The organism is Arthrobacter sp. FW306-07-I (assembly GCF_021800405.1).
Classification (GTDB): Bacteria; Actinomycetota; Actinomycetes; order Actinomycetales; family Micrococcaceae; genus Arthrobacter.
In genome coordinates this window covers 341,816-361,832 of the sequence record NZ_CP084550.1, presented here as the reverse complement: position 1 = coordinate 361,832, position 20,017 = coordinate 341,816, and the positions used below count along the sequence as shown (strand labels likewise).

The window sequence follows — 20,017 nt, the reverse complement described above, 5'->3', positions numbered from 1 at the left end:
AGGTACATGAAGCGCGTAGTGGAGCAGGTCCGTGCGCTCCACCGGCTGGAACCCGCCACCGGTGACCACCTTGCCGCACTCCGCGTGGCAATCAGCGTCGCCGTTCCCTCGCTGCTCCTGCTGGTACTGGGCCGCACAGACCTGATGATCTACGCCGTGTTCGGAGCCCTCACCGGCATGTATGGCCGCTCCGAACCCCACCAGTTGCGCCTCCGCCACCAGGGACAGGGCGCCTTGGTGCTGCTCAGCGGCGTGGCCGTGGGAGTGACGCTGTCCATCAACCACATCCACTCGTGGTGGCTGGTGGCCGTGGAAGCCACCCTGGCAGGAGTTGGCTCGGTCTACGCTGACCGCGTGCGCCTGAAACCGAACGGTCCCTTCTTCGGAATTCTTGCCCTTGGCGCCTGCGCTTCCGTTCCCACCGTGGTCCCCTGGTATGCCGCCATGTTCATCGCCTGCGCATCGTCCGTGTTCTCCATCCTGATCGGCTTCAGCGGCTGGGTGCGGCGGAGGTCCTGGGAACCCGGCGCAACCAGGAGCGTGCCGTCCCGTTCGTCGGCCCGGCGGCGGGAACTGTCCGTCCACGCTGCCCGGTACGTGCTGGCGGTGGGTGCCGCGGGGACGGCGGGTGTCATCAGCGGCACCGGCCATCCGCATTGGGCCATGGCGGCAGCGGCAGTGCCGCTCGCCGGCGCAGACCTCCCCAGCAGCGTCCGGCGGGGCGTCCACCGCATCGTGGGGACGTTCGTGGGGCTTGCGGTCACCGCCGTCGTCCTCCTGCCGGAGCCCTGGGCACTGGCCGGCCTCTACCCCCCACTCCTCGAGCCCGTACACCGGGCCGCTGTGCTGGCCCTGCTGGTGATCCTCTTCCAGTTCGCCACCGAGTTGTTCATGACCAGGCACTATGGCCTGGCCATGGTTTGGTTCACGCCGGTCATCCTGCTGATGACCCAGCTGGCCGCGCCCATCGAGCCGGGGGTCCTGATCCTTGAGCGGGCGGTGGAGACGCTGGTGGGCGCACTGCTGGGGATCCTGGTGGTACTGGCTGTGCGACGCCCCGGCTCCCGCACCGGAAAGGCCCTGCCGGGGCTTAAGCGCGGCTCCGCGTCCTTACTTAGGCTTCCGGGCCGGTCCGGCCAGTAGGCGCGCCGGAGCAACTCTGGCCACGGCGGCCACCGCCTTGTAGCGCTTGGACGGGATGGAGACTGCCTTCCCGCGCTCGTTGTCCGCAAGGCCTTCGCTGACCACCCGCTCGGCCCGAAGCCAGGTCCAGGAGGGGGCCACGGACTTGTCCATCCCCATCCGGTCGTGGAACTCGGTGTGTGTAAAGCCGGGGCAGACAGCCGTCACCTTGACGCCATGCTTGCGGTAGGCGAGGTTTGCCCACCGGCTGAAACTCAGCAACCAGGCCTTCGCTGCCGAGTAGGTGCCGCGCGGCAGGAACGCCGCCACGCTGGCCACGTTGATGATCCTGCCCTCCCGGCGTTCCAGCATGCCCTTCAACGCTGCGTGGGTAAGCAGCATGGAGGTTTCGGCATGCAGCTTCAGGTGCTTTTTCTCCTCCGCCGGATGGTTGTCCTCAAAGTTGTGCAGCAGGCCGATCCCGGCATTGTTCACCAGGATCCCCACCGGCCGCGTTGCGTCCTCAAGGCGTTCGACGACGGCCGCCACGTCGTCGTCCCGGGTCAGGTCGGCGGGAAGCACCTCAACCGTGATGCCGTACTGCCGCCGGAATTCTTCTGCTGCTTCTGCAAGCCGGGACGCGTTGCGTGCCACCAGGACGAGGTCATGCCCCTGGGCCGCAAGCTGCTTGGCGAATTCATGGCCGAGCCCTGCGCTGGCCCCGGTGACGAGTGCTGTTGTTCGGGTGGTGGATGGCGTCATGCTGCAAGCCTAACCAGCAAGGCGGCAGGATGGACCGTCGCTCGCGCACCATGACCGCTACGCCGGAACCCCTGGGGCCCAGGTTGCCATGAAGGGGAAAAGGACCAGCAGCAGGTTGTTGCCGGTTTTGCCCGTGGTTTTCCTGCTTTTCTGGCTCGCCTGGCAGTGGCAGCGCTATGGCGGATGTTGCGATTCCCCAAACGTAACTTGTGCAACATTTAGTAAGCATGCTTTGCTTACGGGGATAGATGAACCTCCGCAAGCAGTTCGCGGCGGGGTTGCCAACGCTGGCGGCTCCGTGAAAGAAGCCCAAGGAAGAACATAATGACCACCGCATTGGAAGACCAGCTGGCAGCGTTTGGGGAGCGCACTGAGGCAGCTGGAAATGTCATGACCGCCACCGTACCCGTGGACGCAGGGCTGCTGTTGACCCTCAACTCACGCATGCATTGCCGCACGCCGATGCAGCGCGTTGACCACGACGAGCTGCCTGTCCGGCAGCCCGTGTACGTTGACGGAAACTCCATCGTTGCCCTGCGGCCGGGATCCGTCCCGGAGAGCGTGGTCACCTACCGCTGCGCCTGCGGCTTCACCATCGATGACCCCGGGACCGCCATGGCGGTCAGCGGCGAGGCCCTCGCCAGCTAACCGGCCCCTGCATGGCCCTGAGGGCCCCCGCCAGCTCACAGCCGGCGGGGGCCTTGCCGGTTGCTGACGGCAGCCGCACTGGCAAGGCCCGCAACCCCAAAGCCTGGGGCGGCCAGGGCCCGAACCTGGCAAGCCCGGCGACCTACTGCCCCGCAGGCACCCTGGCTGCTTCAACCTCCCGGCGCGTGTCCGCCAGGACCAGGTCCGCATTGATGGCCTCTGCCGCGCGAAGGCCGGCGGCAGCGGCGGTCATCACCTGCGCTGAAACATCCGTGGCGTTGCCGGCCGCCCATACGCCCGAGCAGGATGTTCGGCCACTGTCATCGGTTTCCAGTCGGGTCCCCGGGCCTTCCTGGAGGGCGGCCGGCTCCAGCCCCAGTCGCTGGAGCATGTTGGCCTTGCTCACGGTGGCGGGGCTGACCACCAGCACGTCCAGGCCCACCGTGGCGCCGGAGTCCAGGATGGCGCCGCTGAGCCGGTCGTCGCGGACATCCAACTCCCGGACCTTTCCCTCCACTACCTGGATGGAACGGGCTGCCAGCTGTTCTGCCTGGCCCGCGCTGAGTTCCAGGGCGTCGTTGAGCAGGATGGTCACGTCTGCGCTCCACTGCCGGAACGTCAGGGCCTGCAGGACGGAGTGGGAATCCGCGGCCAGCACGCCGATCTTCTTGTTCCGGATTTCCCATCCATGGCAGTAGGGGCAGTACAGCACGTCCCGGCCCCAGCGGTCGGCCACGCCCGGAAGCTCCGGCAGCTCATCCACGATTCCGGAGGCGATCAGGAGGCGGCGCGCAGTCCGCGTGGAGCCATCGTTCATGGCCAGGATGAACTGGTCTTCTCCACGGCTGGCCTGCCGTACGAAACCTGAAGTCATCGCCCCGCCATACCGCGCCAGCTCTTCGCGGCCGGCGGCAAGCAGGTCCCGCGGGCTCATTCCCTCCCTGCTGAGGAATCCGTGAACGCTCTCCGCCCCGAGGTTCCGCTGTTCGCCGGCGTCGATCACCACCACCGAGCGCAGTGCCCGCGCCAAGGCTACCCCGGCACTCAACCCCGCCGGTCCCCCGCCGATCACTGCCACATCGAATACGTCGTCCTGGTGTTCCGCCATTCGTAAGGCGTACCCGGGGCGGCCCGGGGACTAACCGTTTCGGGGCACCACGGCTCAGGAAATAAGGCGTGGGAGATAAGGAAGGCCCGATGGGGTCACCCGGCGGACTTCAGCTATCCGCCGGCCAGTCAACGAACTGTTCGTAGCCTTCATGCTTGCGGAGGTAGCCGGAAATGAACGGGCAGTGCGGGATGATTCGCTTGCCGGTGGCCACTACATCGTCCAGGGCGAAGTGCGCCAGGACCTTCCCCAGGCCTTTGCCGTCAAAGTCCTGGCCGGTCTCGGTGTGGGTGAAATCAATGTGCCCGGGAAGGTCGCGGAAAAAGGCCTGCACCGCAAGCCGGCCATCCACGAGGAGTTCGTACCGGTGCTGGGCGTCATTGCGCCGCAGCGATACATTGGCGGTGAACTTGTCCTCCGCGGACGCGGTGTTCTCGGTCATGGTTCGACACTGGCACTACTTCACCCCGCTGGCAATGCCCCTCCTCCCCCTCTTCCGCCGGTCACCCAGCGGGACGCCACCGAGCAGAAGGGTCGCCACGAAGAAACAGACAGCGCCTGCTGCGAGCAGTCCCAGTGACAGTCCGTTAAGGGCGGCGTCCGCAACGGGGATGAAGACCACCACGACGCCGGCCCCCGCCAAGGCGGGCCGGCAGCGGAAGGCGTGCATCGCCGTCGTCCGTTCCTCCAAATGGCCAAAGGCCGCCACCACCGGCAAAAGCAGGAGGACCAGCGCAAGGACAACCAGGGGCCGGGACCACCACCAGGCGGCCGTGCCGGAACCGGGTTTGGGGATCGGGGCCAGGAGCAGCAGCCCGGACATGCCTGCCAGAAGCGGCAGGTGCCACAGGTACACGGTCAGGGACCTCGCCCCGGCCAACGCCAGCAGCCGGCTGATCCAGCCCACTTCGGCCAGCTGCACCAGGAACGGCCGCGCCAGTTCCATCACGGCCAACTGCGCGACACCCAGGATCACCAGGGTCAGGTTTGGCGGGTTGAGGTTGACCAGCATGTTTCCCCGATACAGTCCCAACCCGGTCACCAGGCCCAGCAGCAGGTGTGCCGCCATGGCGACGCCCAGCAGCCCCGAGCGGGAAAGGCGGGAAAAGCAGCCGTCGGCAGCCAGGAACCCCAACTGCTGGACCGCGCACCACACGAAAACCAGGTTGGCGTTGGCAAGGTCAGGCAGGGCGCCCCGCAGGCAGTCCACAACAACCACCAGCCCGGCGAGCAGGCCGAAGGTCAGCCAGGGGGCCCGGGCATGCAGCGCCGCCAGGACCGGGATGTTCAGCTGCGCCGCGAGGTACGCAGCGAGGAACCACAGGGGCATGGCTGCGCCGGCGGCAATCAGTTGGATTACCTGCTGGTCCACGCCGAGCACGCCTGCCACGGACAAGCCCGCTACCATCGTGGCAAGCAAGGCTGTTGCCGGGCGGACCAGGCGCAGGAGCCGGGCGCGGACGAACTGTGCCGCCGTGCCGCCGCATGCCTTAAGCCGGCGCCAGGACTGCAGTCCGGTGATGCCGCCGGTGACGAAGAACAGGGGCATGACCATAAAGATCCAGATGACGGGCTCGAACCAGCGCTGATCACCCAAGGTGTTTTCTGTGGTCACCGTGCCGTCCGGGTGCAGGACCGGGCTGACCATCATGGAGTGCCCCACCACCACCAGCGCCAGGCAGATGAAGCGCACAAGGTCGATGGCCGGATCACGGTTCGCCGTGTCCGGCACTGAATCTGACCCCCGCCTGCCGGTGTTGTGCACGGGTCCTACAAGCGCTCGAGGCTGCCCACGGCACTATTGTGCCCCCGTTGCCCGTGCTGGCTAAGGACCTTGGGCCCCTTCTGCCGCTATCGCGACACGGCCAGCAGGCCCAGAACGACGGCGAGCAGGGGCGCGCTGCCCTGGGTCACGGCTGCGCGGAGGTACTTGCGCCCGGTGAAGGCCAGGACCGCGGCCGCCAGCAGCATGGACCCGCAGCAGCTGAAAACCAGGGTCCACCCCGCCACGGACTGCGCCGACCCTGGGCCGCCAGCGGCTGCGAGTCCGATGCCGGCAAACGCCCCAACGGCCAGGAACAGGTTATAGAAGCCCTGGTTGTAGGCCATGGGTTTTGTGGTCTCGGCGTCGGACTGGGAGGCGATCCCGAAGCGCTTCCAGGTTGCCGGCCGGGTCCAGGTGAGCGACTCCATCGTGAAAATGAAGACGTGCAGCGCGGCGGCAAGGAAGGCAAAAAGAAGGGAGGCCAGGACCATTGCTCGATCCTAGCCTCCTGTTGAACCCCGGTCCCGCCCCGCAATCCGGCGGAGGCACAAAAAAGGAGGCCAGGACCGGCTGCTTGATCCTGGCCTCCCGCTTGTGGAAGATTCAGCTACCGTGCCAGCGTGGCCAGCGTGGTGGCGGCAAAACCCTTCGCCGACTGGTTCCAAAGCGACAGCAGGCCCTGCAGGTTCTCCCCGTCCGCGCGGTGCGCCGGAAGCTGGTCCTGGAGGGTGGCCAGCACGCCGGTCCGCAGTTCGGTGTTGAAGTTGACCTTGCCAACGTTCATGGCCGCCGCCTTGACCAGCTCCTCCGTCGGAATGCCGGAGGCGCCGTGCAGCACCAGGGGGATATGGATCCGCGCCGCGATGTCCTGCAGCACGTCCCAGCGCAGCTTCGGCTCGCCCTTGTACTTGCCGTGGACGTTGCCCACCGCGACGGCCAGCAGTTCCGCGCCGGTGCGGGAGACGAAGTCCTCCACCTGCGCGGAGTCCGTCAGGCCGGCCACGTCCACGCCGGACTGGTCTGCTCCGAAGGCGCGGTCCTCGTCCCCTGCCAGGCCGCCGAGTTCTGCTTCGAGCACCACCTCGGCACCCAGGAGCGCACGGGCTGCCTGGACCAGCGCAATGTTGTCCTCGTAAGGAAGGGACGAACCGTCGGCGAGGACGGAATCCGCCCCTGCCTTGACGGCGTCGGCCATGACGTCCAGGTCCGATGCGTGGTCAAGCTGCACCGCGACCGGTACCGAGGCAGCATCGGCCAGGCCGCGCAGCGCGTTGATGAGGCGGAGGCCGTTGGCGGTGGCTGCGGTCTTGGGTGCCACCAGCAGGATCACGCCACGGCCGGCTTCTTCTGCCGCGCCCACCACCGCCAACGCGGTGGTGAAGTCGTAGCAGGTGAAGGCGGGTACTGCTGAACCCTGCTGCAGGGCGGAGGTGACCAAGTGGTCCAGTCTGGTATGCATTAGGCGCCCAAGCCTCCTACCAGGATCCAGGCGACGAAGGTCAGCAGGAAGCCGGCCACGCCCAGGATGGTGGTCAGGACGGTCCAGGTCTTCAGGCCGTCGGACACTGTCAGGCCGTAGTAACGCACCACCACCCAGAAGCCGGCGTCCGTCACGTGGGACAGGCCCAGGGCGCCGAAGCCGATGGCGATGACGATCACTGCGATCTGCGCCGGGCTGTAACCGCCGCCGCTGACCGCTGCGGACAGCAGGCCGGTGGTGGTGACGATGGCCACGGTCGCCGACCCCTGGGCCGCACGCAGCGCCAGCGAGATGATGAAGCCGAGCAGCAGCAGCGGCACGCCAAGGGTGTCCAGCGTCTTGGAGAGCGCTCCACCAATGCCGGACACCTGCAGCACGTTGCCGAACACTCCACCTGCGGCCACCACCATGAGGATGGAAGCGATGGGCGGCAGCGAGCCCTCGAAGATCTCACCGGTTTCCTTGAAGGACCAGCCGCGGCGGACGGCCAGCAGGAAGAAGGACAGCGCCACGGCCACCAGCAAGGCCAGGAACGGGTTGCCCACGAAGGCCGCGAGGCCGTACAGCGGATGGGACTTGGGGAGGATGAGGGTGCCAACGGTGCCGAGCAGGATCTGCACAATGGGCGCTGCGATGAGGAAGATGATCAGGCCAGGCCGCGGCGGCGCAATGGCGGCGGCACCGGGTCCGTCGTGGCCAACCTTCACCAGCGACTTGGAGCCGAATTCCTCCACCTGCGTTTTCACGGCCGGCAGCAGCTCGTAGTCCTTGCGGTTCATGATGGACGCAACCCAGTAGGACAGGAAGCCCAGCGGCACGCAGATCAGCAGCGAGATCAGGGCGATAAGTCCAATGTCGGCACCCAGCACGCCGGCGCCTGCCACGATTCCGGGGTGCGGCGGGACTGCCACGTGGATGGCGAGCATGATGCCGGCCATCGGCAGGCCGAACTTGACCGGGTGGACTTTGGCGATCTTGGCGAAGGCGTACACGATGGGCACCAGCACGATGATGCCCACCTCGAAGAAGACGGGGATGGCCACCAGGAAGCCGACGGCGGTCAGCGCCACTGCCACACGGCGGGCACCCAGCTTGCGGGTGAAGTGGTCGGCCAGTGACTGGACGCCGCCGGACACCTCGATCATGCGGCCCAGGATGGCGCCGAGCGCGATCAGGATGGCCACCTTGCCCATGGTGCTGCCCACGCCGCCGGAGACCACGGTGAAGATGTCCTGAAGCGGGATGGTTGCCGCCACGGCCACCAGGATGCTGACGGTGAGCAGGGCCACGAAAGCCTGGATCTTGAAGCGGATGATCATCACCAGCAGGATGGCGATGCCCACTGCTGCGATAGTGAGCAGCAGCGGGGTGCCCAGCTCAACGGCGGGTTTGATGGCCGGGGCGTCGGCCGCCCGCTGTATCAGCGGATTCAGAAGGTGGTTCACGGGGAGGTGCCTCCTTTGACGTGCCGGCCTGGGGGCAGGCGGGCAGCACGGAATGGCGGGGTGGGGATAAACGTTGCTGGACTGCGCCGGCAACGCTGGGAGGTAACGACGACGGCGGAGGGGGGACCGCCGTCGTCGTACCTTTTTGCCGCAAGGGCAGGAGGATGGCTTAGTTGGCGCGCTGGCTTACTTGGTGCGCTTGGTGGGGGCGACCACCTTGATGACCGCGGAGTCATCGGCGGCGGCGAGGCCCTGCGCCTGGCCCAGCAGGTAGAGCTGCTCGGCGGCGGCGGCAACGGGGGCTGCCAGGCCGGCGGCGCGGGCGGCCTTGCCCACGATGCCCATGTCCTTGACGAAAATGTCCAGACGGGACAGGACCTCGGCGCCCTCCTCGTTGTAGGCCTCAAGGATGCGCGGGCCGCGGTTGGAGAGCATGAAGGAGCCGGCTGCACCGGCTTCCAGGGCGGCGAGGGTCTTGGCCTGGTCCAGTCCCAACGCGTCGGCCAAGGCAAGGGCCTCGGCGGCGGCGGCGATGTGGACGCCGCACAGGAGCTGGTTGACGGTCTTGAGGGCCTGGCCATCGCCGGGGTTGTCACCCACCACGGTGAGCGTGGAGGCCAGCAGCTCCAGGGCGGGGGCTGCCTTTTCGCGGGCCTCGGGGGAAGCGCCGACGACGATCAGCAGGTCGCCTTCACCGGCGCGCTTGGGCCCGCCGGACAGCGGGGCGTCCACCAGGTCCACGCCGTATTCGGCGAGCTTGGCGACCGTTGCGGGGATGGCGTCGGTGCCCACGGTGCTGCCGAGGATGACGACGGCGCCAGGCTCCAGTACCGGGGCCACGCCGTTCTCGCCGAAGAGGACATCGTTGAGCTGCTCGCCGTTGCGGACGGCCAGGAGCACGGCATTGGCACCCTTGGCGGCTTCGCGGGCGCTGGAGATGGTGGCGATGCCGGCTTCTTCGGCAAGCTTGAGGCGGGCTTCGGCGATGTCGAAGCCGTGGACGGTCAGCTGGGTGGCCAGGCGGGTGGCCATGGGCAGGCCCATGGCGCCGAGGCCCAGGACGGTGACGGTGTAGTTGCTGGTCATGGTGTTTCTCCGTTGAAGTCTTGCGGGCTGGGGCGGGGACTAGAAGGTTGTGCTGAGTTTGCGGGTGACCTGGGCCAGGGAGTCGTCGTCGCCCACGTTGCCGGCGAAGACGATGTAGGGGATGCCCTTGGCGGGTCCGTCCACCGGTTCCCAGAGGGAGACGATGCCGGGCAACATGGGGCCGCGGACAATCGCGTGGCGGATTTCCAGGCCGTGCGCTGCCACGTCGGAGGACGTGATGCCGCCCTTGGCGATGACGAACCGGGGCGGGAAGGTCTTCAGGGTGCGGTTGACGACGTCCACGACGGCGGCAGAGACCGTGCGTGCAATGCGGAGGCTTTCGGCGGGGTCGTCGGTCTTGATGAGCAGCCGGCTGGTGTGGACGATGACGTCGCCGGTGCGGAGGGCTTCAACCACTGCGTCCACGGTCTGGTCCAGGTGGGCCTTGGCTCCCGCCTCGTCGGCGAGGAGCTTTTCGACATCGATCTCGATGATGCGTGCTGAGCTGTGTTCCGCCGTGAGGATATTGAGCTGGCGCGTTGTGAGGCCCACGTGCGATCCCACTACGATCAGGCCGCCGGCCTCTGATGGGGTGTTGCCCTCGTATGCTTCTTCCCCGGTCAGTGCAGCGCGGACTTCCTGGCCGATGCGGCCGCGGACGAAGGGCGGGCCAACGCGGTACAGGAGTTTCTTGCCGCGGCGTTCTGCTTCTTCCAGGCCCAGGGCCAGCGCGCGGAAGTCATTCTCGGTGACGATGTCCGCAACGATCGGAGTGGAGTTGGTGGCCGGCTCGATGGCGTCGGCGATGGCCTTCGCGGAGATGGCGGGGTCCTGCGCGGAAGCACCGGCGCGGATGATGTTCAGGTCCAGGACGATCACGGAGTCGGCGGGGAACCGGCCTTGGGACTTCTCTGCGATGTAGTCGGCCATGACGGAGGTGCTGAAGCCGAAGGATGCGTCCTTGGCGAACTCGGTTTCGGAGACCGGGACCAGGGTGCCTTCTGCGCCGCGCATGTAGTGGACCCCGCCAATGGTGACGCGGCCGGCGTCCGGGAACGCCGGAACCAGCACAACACCGTCGGTCTTTTCCCCGCTGGCCTCGGCCACCGTCGCCGCGATGACGTCCGGTTCCAGGGGATAGTGGCCGCGGAGGGTGGAGTCGCTGCGGCTGACGAAGCCGAGGCGCAGCTTTTCCTGCTGCCCTGCTGCGGCCAGCGCATTGCGGACCACTTCCTCATTGCGGGCTGCCGCTTCTGCCGGGTCGAGGCTGCGCGTGTTGGTCAGGACGTAAACGGCGGGCTTGGCGGTGCTCTGCGCAATGTGCGCAAAGGCCCAGGCGAAGTCTTCCACGTCCCAACGGGTGAGCACAGGCAGGTCTGCGACGGACTGCGTGCCGGTGGGATCGTCGTCGAGCACTACCAGGACGCGGGGAACCTCCGCATTGGAAGCGGCAAGCGTGCCGGCTACGAGCCCAGCTTGGATCTCGAGGTCCGCCGGATAGGCGGCCAGAACGTCTGCTTCATACGTCACAGTGCACTCCGTTGTGTAGCGATCCAGGGTGGCGGATCCAGATGTAAAGGTAACTGTAAGATGTCTGACATCTTGCATTTGAAGTTAGTGTGGCACACGGCATAGAGACGCGCAAGTACACTTGTCTGACATATCCGCCGGAAGCCGGAAGCAGGAATCGGGGACAACATGGCAAGGAAGTCGCTGGTCGGCGTGGTGGCCGACGAACTGCTGGACCGCATCATCGAAGGCGAGTTCCCGCCCGGCTCCACCGTTCCCGGCGAGCACGAACTCAGCGCCCGCCACGAGGTCAGCCGCATGACGGTCCGCGAAGCGATGAAGACCCTCCAGGCCCAACGCATCCTGAGCGTGGAGCGCGGCCGCGGAACATTCGTCAATCCCCTGAGCCGCTGGGCCTCACTCGAAGCCGTCCTGCGCGCAGCATCGGAGGGCAAGAACGACGCCGATGCCTCCATCCAGCTCATCGAACTCCGCCGCATGCTCGAAACGGGCGCCTGCGAGCTTGCCGCCGGACGGATTGCCGAAGAGGACATCACTGCCCTCTTCAATTACGTCTCGGCAATGAAGGCCGCGCACAGCATCAACGACGTCGCGTCCTTTGTGGAGGCGGACCTCGCCTTCCATGACGTCATCCTGCGCGCCTCCGGCAACGTCTTCGTGTCGGTCCTGTTTGAGCCGCTGCATCGGGTCCTGGAAAAGCGAAGGACCGAAACTTCCGCCGTTCCTGAAATCCAGGAGCACGCCATTGGCCATCACCAGAACATCGCCGAAGCCCTGCAGTCCCGCGACGCAGTGCGGTCCCGGGAGGCCATGGACGCCCACATGCAGCAGACCCTGGACGACCTCAAGCAGCTGGTGCTGGAAACCAAGTAACCCCTCCCCTCGAGGTCCGGGGCGGGAAGTGGGTCCCCTAATTGCCCTTGACCCTGTTCAACGCTCCAAGTGTCCTACTAGGCTTCAGGGACGGCCCGCAACCGGGAGCATCGACGATCACGAGGAGCGAAGTTGTCCAACCACACGTACAGCATTTCTGAAATTGTCGGCACCTCCACCCAGGGCGTGGATGACGCCGTCCGCAACGGCATTGCCAAGGCGTCCCAGACCCTGCGGAACCTCGACTGGTTCGAGATCAAGGAGGTCCGCGGCCACCTGGAGGACGGGAAGATCGCGGACTGGCAGGTCACCATCAAGATCGGTTTCCGCTTGGAAGAGCACTAGTTAAAGCAACCGGCCCGCAGCCAATACGTCCGTGTCGACGTTGGCCGCGGGCCGTTTTCGCTTTTAAGCAGGCCTCAGTTTGCCGTGCCAGGGCTGCGTCGTCGCCAGACCGTGGGGACGCCGTCGAACGCGGGAAAAACGTGGCCCTCGAAGAAGGACAGCACCGTGTGGGGATCGAGGTCCGGGCTCCAAAGACCGGAGGCAGGGCAGTGCGAACCGGTGGCGGTGGAGGCGGCGCCGGCGGATGCCTGGCGTTCCTTCAGCAGGGCGATGCGTTTCATCGTTGAGACCATCCTGGGGTGACAAAAAGTGGGCGGGAAAGCACGTACTCCCACCCTAGGAAAGGGCGCACGCCGCACCAATGGGCGGCTGGCCAGAATCAACCCCTCCTGCTGGACGAATGTACAGTCACGCGCCGCCCTGACCGGCGGATCAGCCCACCTCGCCGCTTTCCGCGACGACGGCAGCGTCGTGTTCCATGCCGAGGTCCGGGCCCGCGCCAAGGCTGCCCAGCAGGGCCAGGGCGTCCGACGACGGCGATCCCGGCCGGGCCGAGTACACCCGGAGTGTCTGGTCGGGGTCCTCCGGCAGGACAAGGTTTTCAAAGTTCAGTTCCAGGTCGCCCACCGAGGGGTGGTGTAGCCGGACGGTGCCGGCAGCGCGGGTTGCCACCCGGTGTCCGGCCCACCACTGGCGGAAGTGTTCACTGTGGACCGCCAGCTCACCCACCAGGTGGTTCGCCTGGGGATCGTTGGGGTGCCGGCCCACGTCCAGGCGGAGAGATCCGGCCGCTTCGGCCGCCACCGTTTTCCAGTCCCGGAACAGTTCCCGGGCGGCGGGATCAAGAATGGTCCAGCGGGTGAGGTTACGCTCCGCGGGCGGCAGCGCCGGGAAATCGGTGAACAGCAGGAATGCCATCCTGTTGCCGGCCAGGACGTCGTTGCGGCGGCCCAACACCAGAGCCGGCACTTCCCCCACCGCGTCAAGCAGTTGGCGCAGCGCCGGCCGGACACCCTGTGCTGCAGCGGCACCGGGTTCACGGGGAGCACTGGCGCAGTTCTCAAGCAGGTCCAGCATGTGCGCGTGCTCGCTGCTGTCCAGGCGCAGCGCCCGGGCCACCGCGTCCAGGACAGTCCGGGACGGGTGGATATTGCGGCCCTGTTCCAGCCGGACGTAGTAATCCGTGCTGACGCCGGCCAACCGCGCCACTTCCTCGCGCCGCAGGCCGGGGACCCGTCGGGCACCCGTGCTGGGGCCCGTCCCGGCGACCTCCGGACTCAACCGGGACCGCATGGCTTTGAGGAATTTTCCGAACTCGGCGCTTTGACCCATGCAGACCATTCTGCCTGCGTTGGGGTCCCCGCTCTACAACGAAGGTAGGACTGGCAGTCCTAGGAAAAACAGGAACAGCTTTGCCTGCTGACTTGGGGGCCAAAAGTGCATAGGCTCAGGAGTGAGCCGGTGGAAACCGCTTTCTCATCTGTCGAGCAGCCGGCACCGATTTTCCAGCACCTCATCTTCCAGCCACACCCTCCCAGAGAAGGAGCACACCCATGTCAGAGCTGACACTCAACAATGGCGTCACCATCCCGCAGCTTGGCTTCGGCGTTTTCCAGGTCCCGCCGGAAGACACCCAGCGGACCGTGGAGGATGCGCTCGAGGCAGGCTACCGCCACATCGATACCGCCGCGGCCTACCGCAACGAGGCAGGAGTGGGGGCAGCACTGGCCGCCACCGGCATCGCCCGCGAGGAAATCTTCGTCACCACCAAGCTCCGCAACGGCGAGCAGGGCAGGGCACAGGAAGCATTCCAAAACAGCCGCAAGGCGCTGGGCCTGGACTTCATCGACCTCTACCTCATCCACTGGCCCGTCCCCTCCCAGGGGCTTTTTGTCCAGGCCTGGAAGGAGATGGAGCGGCTGTACGAGAACAAGGAGATCCGTGCCATTGGCGTCTCCAACTTCCTCTCGGACCACCTGGACACCCTGCTGGAATCCGCCGAAACTGTGCCGGCCGTGAACCAGATCGAGCTCCACCCCAGCTACCAGCAGGCAGACCTGGCGGCCAAGTGCCGCGGCCTGGGCATTGCTGTCGAGGCCTACAGCCCCCTTGGACAGGGCGGAGACCTCAACGGAAACGCCGTCACCGAAATCGCTGCTGCGCACAACGCCACCACTGCCCAGGTGGTGCTCGCCTGGCACCTTGCCAACGGAAACATCGTCATTCCCAAGTCGGCCAACCCGGACCGCATCCGCGAGAACTTCGCGGCTTCATCCCTGACGCTCTCCCAGGACGAACTGGCCGCCATCACGGCGCTGGAGTCCGGCGCCCGCATTGGTTCCGATCCCGCCGTCGCCTCCTTCACCCAGATGTAGGGACCTGCAGGCTCAACCACTGCCTGCCCGCTCCCCCACCGAAAGGATTTTCCATGCAGTACACCCACTTGGGCCGCTCCGGCCTGAAAGTCTCCCGCCTCTGCCTGGGCACCATGAACTTTGGGCCGCAAACGGAAGAAGCGGACGCCCACAGCATCATGGACTCCGCCCACGAGTCAGGCATCAACTTCTTCGACACCGCCAACGTATATGGCGGCGTTGACCACCGCGGCTGGACCGAGGAAATTATCGGACGCTGGTTCGCCAAGGGCGGCGAGCGCCGCGAGCACACCGTCCTGGCCACCAAGCTCTACGGCACCATGACGGACCGTCCCAACGAGTCCAAGTTGTCAGCACTGAACATCCGCCGGGCCCTGGACGCAAGCCTGAAGCGCTTGCAGACCGACTACATCGATGTGTACCAGTTCCACCACATCGACCGCGACACCCCGTGGGACGAAATCTGGCAGGCCATCGAGGTGGCAGTGCAGCAAGGGAAGATCCTGTACTCAGGCAGCAGCAACTTTGCAGGCTGGCACATCGCACAGGCCCAGGAAGCCGCCCGACGCCGCAACTACAACGGCCTGGTCAGTGAACAGTCCATCTACAACCTGTTCCGCCGCGAGCTCGAACTGGAGGTCATCCCGGCGGCACAGCAGTATGGCCTGGGCCTGATCCCCTGGTCACCGCTGCAGGGCGGGCTGCTGGGCGGCGTGCTGAAGAAGGAACGCGAGGGCGTGCGGCGCACCGAAGGACGGGCCGCCGAAACGCTGAAGAAGCACCAGGACCAGATCCGCCAGTACGAGGACTTTGCCGACGAGCTGGGCCACGAACCCGGCGACGTCGCCCTGGCGTGGCTCCTGCACCAGCCCGCGGTCACGGCTCCGATCGTGGGCCCCCGCACCCAGGAACAACTGGATGCCGCCATCCGCGCCCTGGACGTCTCGCTTGACGAAGACGCGCTTAAGCGCCTGGACGACATCTTCCCGGGACACCGCACGGCGCCGGAAGACTACGCGTGGTAACCCAATTCGCTGCCGATACGGTGGCGCCGAGGAGCATCCTGTTCATCGGTGGCACGGGAGTCATCAGCGCGGCGGCGGCAGAGCGTGCCGTCGCGCTGGGGCACCGGCTGACCATCCTGAACCGCGGCCAGTCCACCCGGCCTGTCCCGGAGGGCACGGAAGTGCTCCACGCCGACGTCCGTGATGCAGCGGCCGTCCGGGAGGTGCTGGGCGGCAGGGAGTTCGACGCCGTCGCGGACTTTATCTCCTACACCCCCGACCAGGCGCAGGCCAGCATGGAGCTGTTCCGGGAGCGGACCGGGCAGTACGTCTTCATCAGCTCCGCCTCCGCCTACCAGAAGCCGCCCACCAGGCTGCCGATCCGTGAGTCCACGCCGTTGAAGAACCCCTTCTGGGAGTACTCCCGGAACAAGATCGCGTGTGAGGAGCTGCTCTTCCGGGCCTACCGGGAGGATGACTTTCCCCTGACGGTCATCCGGCCATCGCACACCTACGACCGCACCAAGATCGCCATGATGGGCGGCTGGACGGACATCCACCGCATGCGCAACGGCCTTCCGGTCATGGTCCACGGCGACGGCACCTCGCTGTGGACGCTGACGCACAGCAAGGACTTCGCCAAGGCCTTCGTCGGCCTGCTCGGCAGGCCGCAGGCGGTGGGCGAGAGCTACACCATCACCTCGGACGAGTACTTGCCCTGGAACCAGATCTACCAACTGTTCGCGCGGGCAGCGGGGGTCCGGGAACCCGAACTGGTACATGTGGCATCCGAAACCATCGCCGCCCATGACGAGGAACTGGGTTCCAACCTCCTGGGCGACCGGTCCCACTCGGTGGTCTTTGACAACACCAAGATCAAATCGCTGGTGCCGGACTACACCGCCACCATCCCGTTCGCGGACGGCGCCCGGGAGATTATTGAGTGGTACGACAGCCACCCGGAACTGCAGCAGGTGGACGAGGCCTACATGCAGCTTTCCGACAAGCTCACCGGCTGGGCGCGCCAGGGAGCCTGAGCCCACGGACTCCGCCGCAACTGGCCTGCCACCCTCCGATGGCAGGCCAGTTGCGCAGGGCGGCTGTGCTACATTTCGGCGCATGACTTCGCCCCCTTCCAACCAGCCCGCGGACGGGCATCCCGCCGACGGGCCTGTCGCCGCAGCCATCGGGCTCCTGGCGAAGCAGGGCTTCGATGCCACGTCGGTCGAGGAGCTCGCGGAAGCGTCGGGGATGAGCCGCAGCACGTTCTTCCGCAGGTTCGGGTCGAAGGAGGACGTGGTCTTCGCGGATCATGAGCGGATCCTGCGCCAGGTGAATGACCGGCTCGCCGAATCAAGGCTTGAGCCGCTCGCCGCCGTTGCGGACGCCGCCCTGTTGGTCTTCGAGCACCACCTGCGGAATCCGGCAACGTCCAGGGCCCGCTACGGGCTGCTGCAGGCAGTCCCGGCCCTTCGCGACCGGGAACTGGTCACGTCCCACCGCTACGAGCGGGCATTCCTGCAGTTCCTCAATGACCGGCTGCCCGGGAAGGGGCGGCACGAGTACAAGGCCGTCGCCTTCGCCGCGGCCGTAGTGGCCGTGCACAACGCCTTCCTCCGCCAGTGGCTGCGCACCACCCCGAAGGCCGGGGACACTACTGCGGCAGACAAGAACAGGGCGGCAGCCCTCGCCGCAGAACTCCAGGTCCTGTCGGATACGTTCCGGCCTGCGCTCCTCGGTTCCCCCGCCCCCTCCCAACCAGCCCCGACCGTCGTCGTGACCGTCCTTCCCGGCCCTGCCGACAGGGAAGCCATCGCCCAGGCGGTCCGGGACGCCCTGCCCTAGCAAAATCCCCTACCAGCCCTCGTGGTACGCAGTTTCTTGACGTGGAACTCCGTTTCATTGCATCCTTGTTCAATGTGGCCCGAGCCACACTGCCCGGCAGTTCCGCCGCCGCTGATTCAAAAGGATGCAAATACATGACGACGACGTCCCCCACCCGGGTGCCCGCCAGCGCCAAAAGTCCCACCAGCTTTCCCGGCGGCACGGTGGAACCGGACTACATCCTCACCGAGGCGCTGGGCACCGACCCGGCATCCGTCCTTACCGGCGTCACCGATGGGGACCGCGCCTACTGGGACCGGGCCCGCAGCTTTGTCCAGAATGAGGTCCTCCCCGTCATCGATGGCTACTGGGAACGCGGCGAGTACCCCCTGCATCTCCTCCAGCGCCTTGGCGAACTGGACCTGCTGCGCGACGGCATTGCGGTGGAGGGGTACGCACCCATGAGCAGCATGGCCGCCGGCCTGGTGAACATGGAGCTCAGCCGCGGCGATGGCTCCGTGGCCACGATGGTGGCAGTGCAGGGCGGCCTTGCCCTGCGGTCCGTCGCGGAATGCGGGTCCCCGGAGCAGAAGGAGCGCTGGCTCCCGGCGATCGCCGGCGGCGCGGAATACGCAGCCTTCGCCCTCACCGAACCCACCCACGGCTCCGACTCCGTCGCCCTCGAGACGACGGCCACCCGCACCGAGGGCGGGTTCCTGCTCAACGGTGAAAAGAAGTGGATCGGCAACGGCTCAGTAGGCGGCGTCAGCATCGTCTGGGCCCGGGGCGAAGACGGCCAGGTCCATGGCTACCTGGTTCCACAGGGCTCCTCCGGCTACACTGCCACCAAAATCGAAGGCAAGCTGGCCCTCCGCGCCATCTGGCAGGCGCACATCCGGCTGGAGGACGTCTTCGTCCCGGAAGAGAACGTCCTGCCTGGCGCCCGCACCTTCAAGGACACGGCCCGCGTCCTGTTGGCGACCCGGCTGGGCGTGGCCTGGTCCGCCGTCGGGCATGCCACCGCGTGCTACGAAACGGCCGTCCAGTACGCCAAGCAGCGCAAGCAGTTCGGCCGGCCCCTGGCCGCCTCCCAGATCGTGCAGGAACGGCTGGCCCGGATGCTCAGCGAACTGGCCACCATGCAGCTGATGGTGGTTCAGATGACCCGGCTTGATGAAGCCGGAACACTCACGCCCGAGCAGGCGTCGCTGGCCAAGTACACCTGCACCCGCACCGCGCGCGGTATTGCTTCCAACGCGCGCGACCTGCTGGGCGGCAACGGCATCCTGCTGGAAAACCGCGTGGCGCGGCACCTCGCCGACATCGAGGCCATCCACACCTACGAAGGTACCGAGACCATGCAGGCCCTCATCATCGGGCGCGGCATCACCGGCACTTCCGCCTTCGCGTAACCCCGCCCAACACCTTCGAAAGGACTGTTCTTGAACCAGAACGCCAACATCCCCGTCATCCTGGGCGGCGCCCGCACCCCGTTCGGCCGGTTCCGCGGCGGCCTCACGCCCTTCTCCTCCAGCGACCTCGGCGCGCACGCCATCCGGGCCGCCCTGGAACGGACCGGTGTGGCACCGGAGCAGATCGGTGCCGTCATCGTGGGACAGGTCATCCAGGCCGGTGCCGGACAGGGCCCCGCCCGCCAGGCCAGCCTGGCCGCGGGAATCGGCTGGGACGTCCCCACCATCACCATCAACAAGCTTTGCCTGTCCGGATTGACTGCCGTCATCGACGCTGCGCGGATGATCCGGACCGGTGAAGCGGACTTCATTGTGGCCGCCGGCCAGGAGTCCATGACCAACGCACCGCACCTGGTCCCCGGCCTCCGCGCCGGCGTGGTCATCGGTGATGCCCCAATGCTGGACTCGCTGAACCATGACGGACTGCAGGACCCGGTCACCGGCAAGCTGATGGGCGAGGCCACCGACGCCGGGAACACCGAACGCGGCATCACCCGTGAGGAGCAGGACGCCGTGGCGGCACGCTCCCACCAGCGCGCCGACGCTGCACGCGCTGCCGGGGTGCTGGCCGAGGAAATCGCGCCGATCCAGGTGCCGCAGCGCAAAGGTCCGTCCGTCACCCTTGAGCACGATGAAGGCATTCGCCCCGAAACCACCGCGGAGTCCCTGGCGCAGCTGCGCCCGGCGTTCTCCAAGGCGGAGACGGCCACCATCACCGCGGGTTCGTCGTCGCCACTCTCCGACGGCGCGGCCGCCCTGATCATTGCCAATAAGGCTGCGGCTCAAGCCGCAGGCCTGGAATGGATCGCCGAGATCGGCGCCCACGGCCAGACCGCCGGCCCGGACGGATCGCTGCACTCCCAGCCCGCCCGGGCCATCGAGCGGGCGCTGAAGGTCCAGGGACTCACGGTCCAGGAGCTGGATTTGGTGGAAATCAACGAAGCCTTCGCCTCCGTCCTCATTCAGTCCGCCAACGACCTCGGCATTGAAACCGAAGCCGTGAACGCCGAGGGGGGCGCCATCGCCCTGGGCCATCCAGTGGGAGCATCGGGGGCACGGCTGGTGCTGCACCAGGCGCTGGCCCTGAAGCGCCGCGGCGGCGGCACCGGCGTCGTGGCCCTCTGTGGCGGCGGCGGCCAGGGTGACGCCCTGATCCTCACAGCATGACCCACCCCGAC

At 66.9% G+C, this 20,017-nt stretch carries 21 protein-coding genes; 10 read left to right on the top strand and 11 right to left on the bottom strand.

The window, feature by feature from the left end:
- Positions 1–6 precede the first annotated feature (6 nt).
- Complete coding sequence (locus tag LFT46_RS01770; RefSeq protein WP_236800763.1) at positions 7–1,143, top strand: FUSC family protein; 1,137 nt, start codon at positions 7–9, stop codon at positions 1,141–1,143.
- Here the strand turns inward: LFT46_RS01770 and LFT46_RS01765 are convergent.
- Positions 1,111–1,884 (bottom strand): SDR family NAD(P)-dependent oxidoreductase, encoded by a 774-nt coding sequence (locus LFT46_RS01765; RefSeq protein WP_236800762.1) that lies wholly within the window; start codon positions 1,882–1,884, stop codon positions 1,111–1,113. The genes LFT46_RS01770 and LFT46_RS01765 overlap by 33 nt on opposite strands.
- Before the next feature lie 324 nt (positions 1,885–2,208).
- Here LFT46_RS01765 and LFT46_RS01760 point away from each other — a divergent pair, with 324 nt between their 5' ends.
- Positions 2,209–2,532, top strand: a complete 324-nt coding sequence (locus tag LFT46_RS01760) for a hypothetical protein (RefSeq protein WP_236800761.1) — start codon at positions 2,209–2,211, stop codon at positions 2,530–2,532.
- Positions 2,533–2,674: 142 nt separating this feature from the next.
- On the opposite strand, the gene LFT46_RS01755 is transcribed toward LFT46_RS01760, so the two are convergent.
- The 8 genes from LFT46_RS01755 to LFT46_RS01720 form a co-directional block, all read right to left on the bottom strand.
- The gene (locus tag LFT46_RS01755) at positions 2,675–3,640 is read right to left on the bottom strand and encodes an NAD(P)/FAD-dependent oxidoreductase (protein WP_236821113.1); all 966 of its coding nucleotides are present in this window, start codon (positions 3,638–3,640) and stop codon (positions 2,675–2,677) included.
- Between the two features lie 109 nt (positions 3,641–3,749).
- Entirely contained in the window at positions 3,750–4,082 is a 333-nt protein-coding gene (locus tag LFT46_RS01750; RefSeq protein WP_236800759.1) for a GNAT family N-acetyltransferase, read from the bottom strand.
- Positions 4,083–4,097: 15 nt separating this feature from the next.
- Complete coding sequence (locus tag LFT46_RS01745; RefSeq protein ID WP_236821112.1) at positions 4,098–5,372, bottom strand: acyltransferase family protein; 1,275 nt, start codon at positions 5,370–5,372, stop codon at positions 4,098–4,100.
- A gap of 119 nt (positions 5,373–5,491) precedes the next feature.
- Positions 5,492–5,896, bottom strand: a complete 405-nt coding sequence (locus tag LFT46_RS01740) for a DUF1304 domain-containing protein (protein WP_236821111.1) — start codon at positions 5,894–5,896, stop codon at positions 5,492–5,494.
- A 116-nt stretch (positions 5,897–6,012) separates the two neighbouring features.
- Positions 6,013–6,864, bottom strand: coding sequence for a class II fructose-bisphosphate aldolase (locus LFT46_RS01735; protein ID WP_236821110.1), 852 nt, complete (start codon positions 6,862–6,864; stop codon positions 6,013–6,015).
- Positions 6,864–8,330 (bottom strand): GntP family transporter, encoded by a 1,467-nt coding sequence (locus LFT46_RS01730; RefSeq protein WP_236821109.1) that lies wholly within the window; start codon positions 8,328–8,330, stop codon positions 6,864–6,866. Before LFT46_RS01730 ends, LFT46_RS01735 begins: the two co-directional genes overlap by 1 nt.
- A gap of 186 nt (positions 8,331–8,516) precedes the next feature.
- Positions 8,517–9,416 carry an NAD(P)-dependent oxidoreductase gene (locus LFT46_RS01725; protein ID WP_236821108.1) on the bottom strand — a complete coding sequence of 300 codons (900 nt, stop codon included), beginning with the start codon at positions 9,414–9,416 and terminating at the stop codon, positions 8,517–8,519.
- Positions 9,417–9,455: 39 nt separating this feature from the next.
- The gene (locus LFT46_RS01720) at positions 9,456–10,946 is read right to left on the bottom strand and encodes a four-carbon acid sugar kinase family protein (RefSeq protein WP_236821107.1); all 1,491 of its coding nucleotides are present in this window, start codon (positions 10,944–10,946) and stop codon (positions 9,456–9,458) included.
- A 168-nt stretch (positions 10,947–11,114) separates the two neighbouring features.
- On the opposite strand from LFT46_RS01720, the gene LFT46_RS01715 reads away from it, so the two are divergent.
- Positions 11,115–11,819: a FadR/GntR family transcriptional regulator gene (locus LFT46_RS01715; RefSeq protein ID WP_236800750.1), complete on the top strand. Its 705-nt coding sequence runs from the start codon at positions 11,115–11,117 to the stop codon at positions 11,817–11,819.
- 132 nt (positions 11,820–11,951) lie between these two features.
- A complete protein-coding gene (locus tag LFT46_RS01710) occupies positions 11,952–12,164 on the top strand; it encodes a dodecin (protein WP_236800749.1) in 213 nt (70 codons plus the stop codon).
- Between the two features lie 74 nt (positions 12,165–12,238).
- Here the strand turns inward: LFT46_RS01710 and LFT46_RS01705 are convergent, their stop codons facing one another.
- A complete protein-coding gene (locus LFT46_RS01705) occupies positions 12,239–12,445 on the bottom strand; it encodes a hypothetical protein (protein ID WP_056331347.1) in 207 nt (68 codons plus the stop codon).
- Between the two features lie 151 nt (positions 12,446–12,596).
- Positions 12,597–13,496: a helix-turn-helix domain-containing protein gene (locus tag LFT46_RS01700; protein ID WP_236800748.1), complete on the bottom strand. Its 900-nt coding sequence runs from the start codon at positions 13,494–13,496 to the stop codon at positions 12,597–12,599.
- Positions 13,497–13,717: 221 nt separating this feature from the next.
- Here LFT46_RS01700 and LFT46_RS01695 point away from each other — a divergent pair, with 221 nt between their 5' ends.
- The 6 genes from LFT46_RS01695 (at position 13,718) to LFT46_RS01670 (ending at position 20,006) form a co-directional block, all read left to right on the top strand.
- Positions 13,718–14,539, top strand: a complete 822-nt coding sequence (locus tag LFT46_RS01695) for an aldo/keto reductase (protein ID WP_236821106.1) — start codon at positions 13,718–13,720, stop codon at positions 14,537–14,539.
- A gap of 53 nt (positions 14,540–14,592) precedes the next feature.
- Positions 14,593–15,564: an aldo/keto reductase gene (locus tag LFT46_RS01690; RefSeq protein ID WP_236821105.1), complete on the top strand. Its 972-nt coding sequence runs from the start codon at positions 14,593–14,595 to the stop codon at positions 15,562–15,564.
- Positions 15,558–16,580 carry an NAD-dependent epimerase/dehydratase family protein gene (locus tag LFT46_RS01685; RefSeq protein WP_236821104.1) on the top strand — a complete coding sequence of 341 codons (1,023 nt, stop codon included), beginning with the start codon at positions 15,558–15,560 and terminating at the stop codon, positions 16,578–16,580. Before LFT46_RS01690 ends, LFT46_RS01685 begins: the two co-directional genes overlap by 7 nt.
- Positions 16,581–16,662: 82 nt before the next feature.
- Positions 16,663–17,388: a TetR/AcrR family transcriptional regulator gene (locus tag LFT46_RS01680; protein WP_236800743.1), complete on the top strand. Its 726-nt coding sequence runs from the start codon at positions 16,663–16,665 to the stop codon at positions 17,386–17,388.
- Between the two features lie 134 nt (positions 17,389–17,522).
- Entirely contained in the window at positions 17,523–18,779 is a 1,257-nt protein-coding gene (locus LFT46_RS01675) for an acyl-CoA dehydrogenase family protein (protein ID WP_236821103.1), read from the top strand.
- Between the two features lie 30 nt (positions 18,780–18,809).
- Positions 18,810–20,006, top strand: a complete 1,197-nt coding sequence (locus LFT46_RS01670; RefSeq protein WP_236821102.1) for an acetyl-CoA C-acetyltransferase — start codon at positions 18,810–18,812, stop codon at positions 20,004–20,006.
- Positions 20,007–20,017 lie beyond the last annotated feature (11 nt).

Bases quoted from the DNA above. Each gene is read 5' to 3' on its own strand.
- LFT46_RS01695 (WP_236821106.1), top strand. From the start codon at position 13,718: ATGTCAGAGCTGACACTCAACAATGGCGTCACCATCCCGCAGCTTGGC.
- LFT46_RS01675 (WP_236821103.1), top strand. From the start codon at position 17,523: ATGACGACGACGTCCCCCACCCGGGTGCCCGCCAGCGCCAAAAGTCCC.
- LFT46_RS01740 (WP_236821111.1), bottom strand. From the start codon at position 5,896: ATGGTCCTGGCCTCCCTTCTTTTTGCCTTCCTTGCCGCCGCGCTGCAC.
- LFT46_RS01725 (WP_236821108.1), bottom strand. From the start codon at position 9,416: ATGACCAGCAACTACACCGTCACCGTCCTGGGCCTCGGCGCCATGGGC.
- LFT46_RS01700 (WP_236800748.1), bottom strand. From the start codon at position 13,496: ATGGGTCAAAGCGCCGAGTTCGGAAAATTCCTCAAAGCCATGCGGTCC.
- LFT46_RS01765 (WP_236800762.1), bottom strand. From the start codon at position 1,884: ATGACGCCATCCACCACCCGAACAACAGCACTCGTCACCGGGGCCAGC.
- LFT46_RS01755 (WP_236821113.1), bottom strand. From the start codon at position 3,640: ATGGCGGAACACCAGGACGACGTATTCGATGTGGCAGTGATCGGCGGG.
- LFT46_RS01690 (WP_236821105.1), top strand. From the start codon at position 14,593: ATGCAGTACACCCACTTGGGCCGCTCCGGCCTGAAAGTCTCCCGCCTC.
- LFT46_RS01680 (WP_236800743.1), top strand. From the start codon at position 16,663: ATGACTTCGCCCCCTTCCAACCAGCCCGCGGACGGGCATCCCGCCGAC.
- LFT46_RS01715 (WP_236800750.1), top strand. From the start codon at position 11,115: ATGGCAAGGAAGTCGCTGGTCGGCGTGGTGGCCGACGAACTGCTGGAC.
- LFT46_RS01705 (WP_056331347.1), bottom strand. From the start codon at position 12,445: ATGAAACGCATCGCCCTGCTGAAGGAACGCCAGGCATCCGCCGGCGCC.
- LFT46_RS01735 (WP_236821110.1), bottom strand. From the start codon at position 6,864: ATGCATACCAGACTGGACCACTTGGTCACCTCCGCCCTGCAGCAGGGT.
- LFT46_RS01750 (WP_236800759.1), bottom strand. From the start codon at position 4,082: ATGACCGAGAACACCGCGTCCGCGGAGGACAAGTTCACCGCCAATGTA.
- LFT46_RS01760 (WP_236800761.1), top strand. From the start codon at position 2,209: ATGACCACCGCATTGGAAGACCAGCTGGCAGCGTTTGGGGAGCGCACT.
- LFT46_RS01770 (WP_236800763.1), top strand. From the start codon at position 7: ATGAAGCGCGTAGTGGAGCAGGTCCGTGCGCTCCACCGGCTGGAACCC.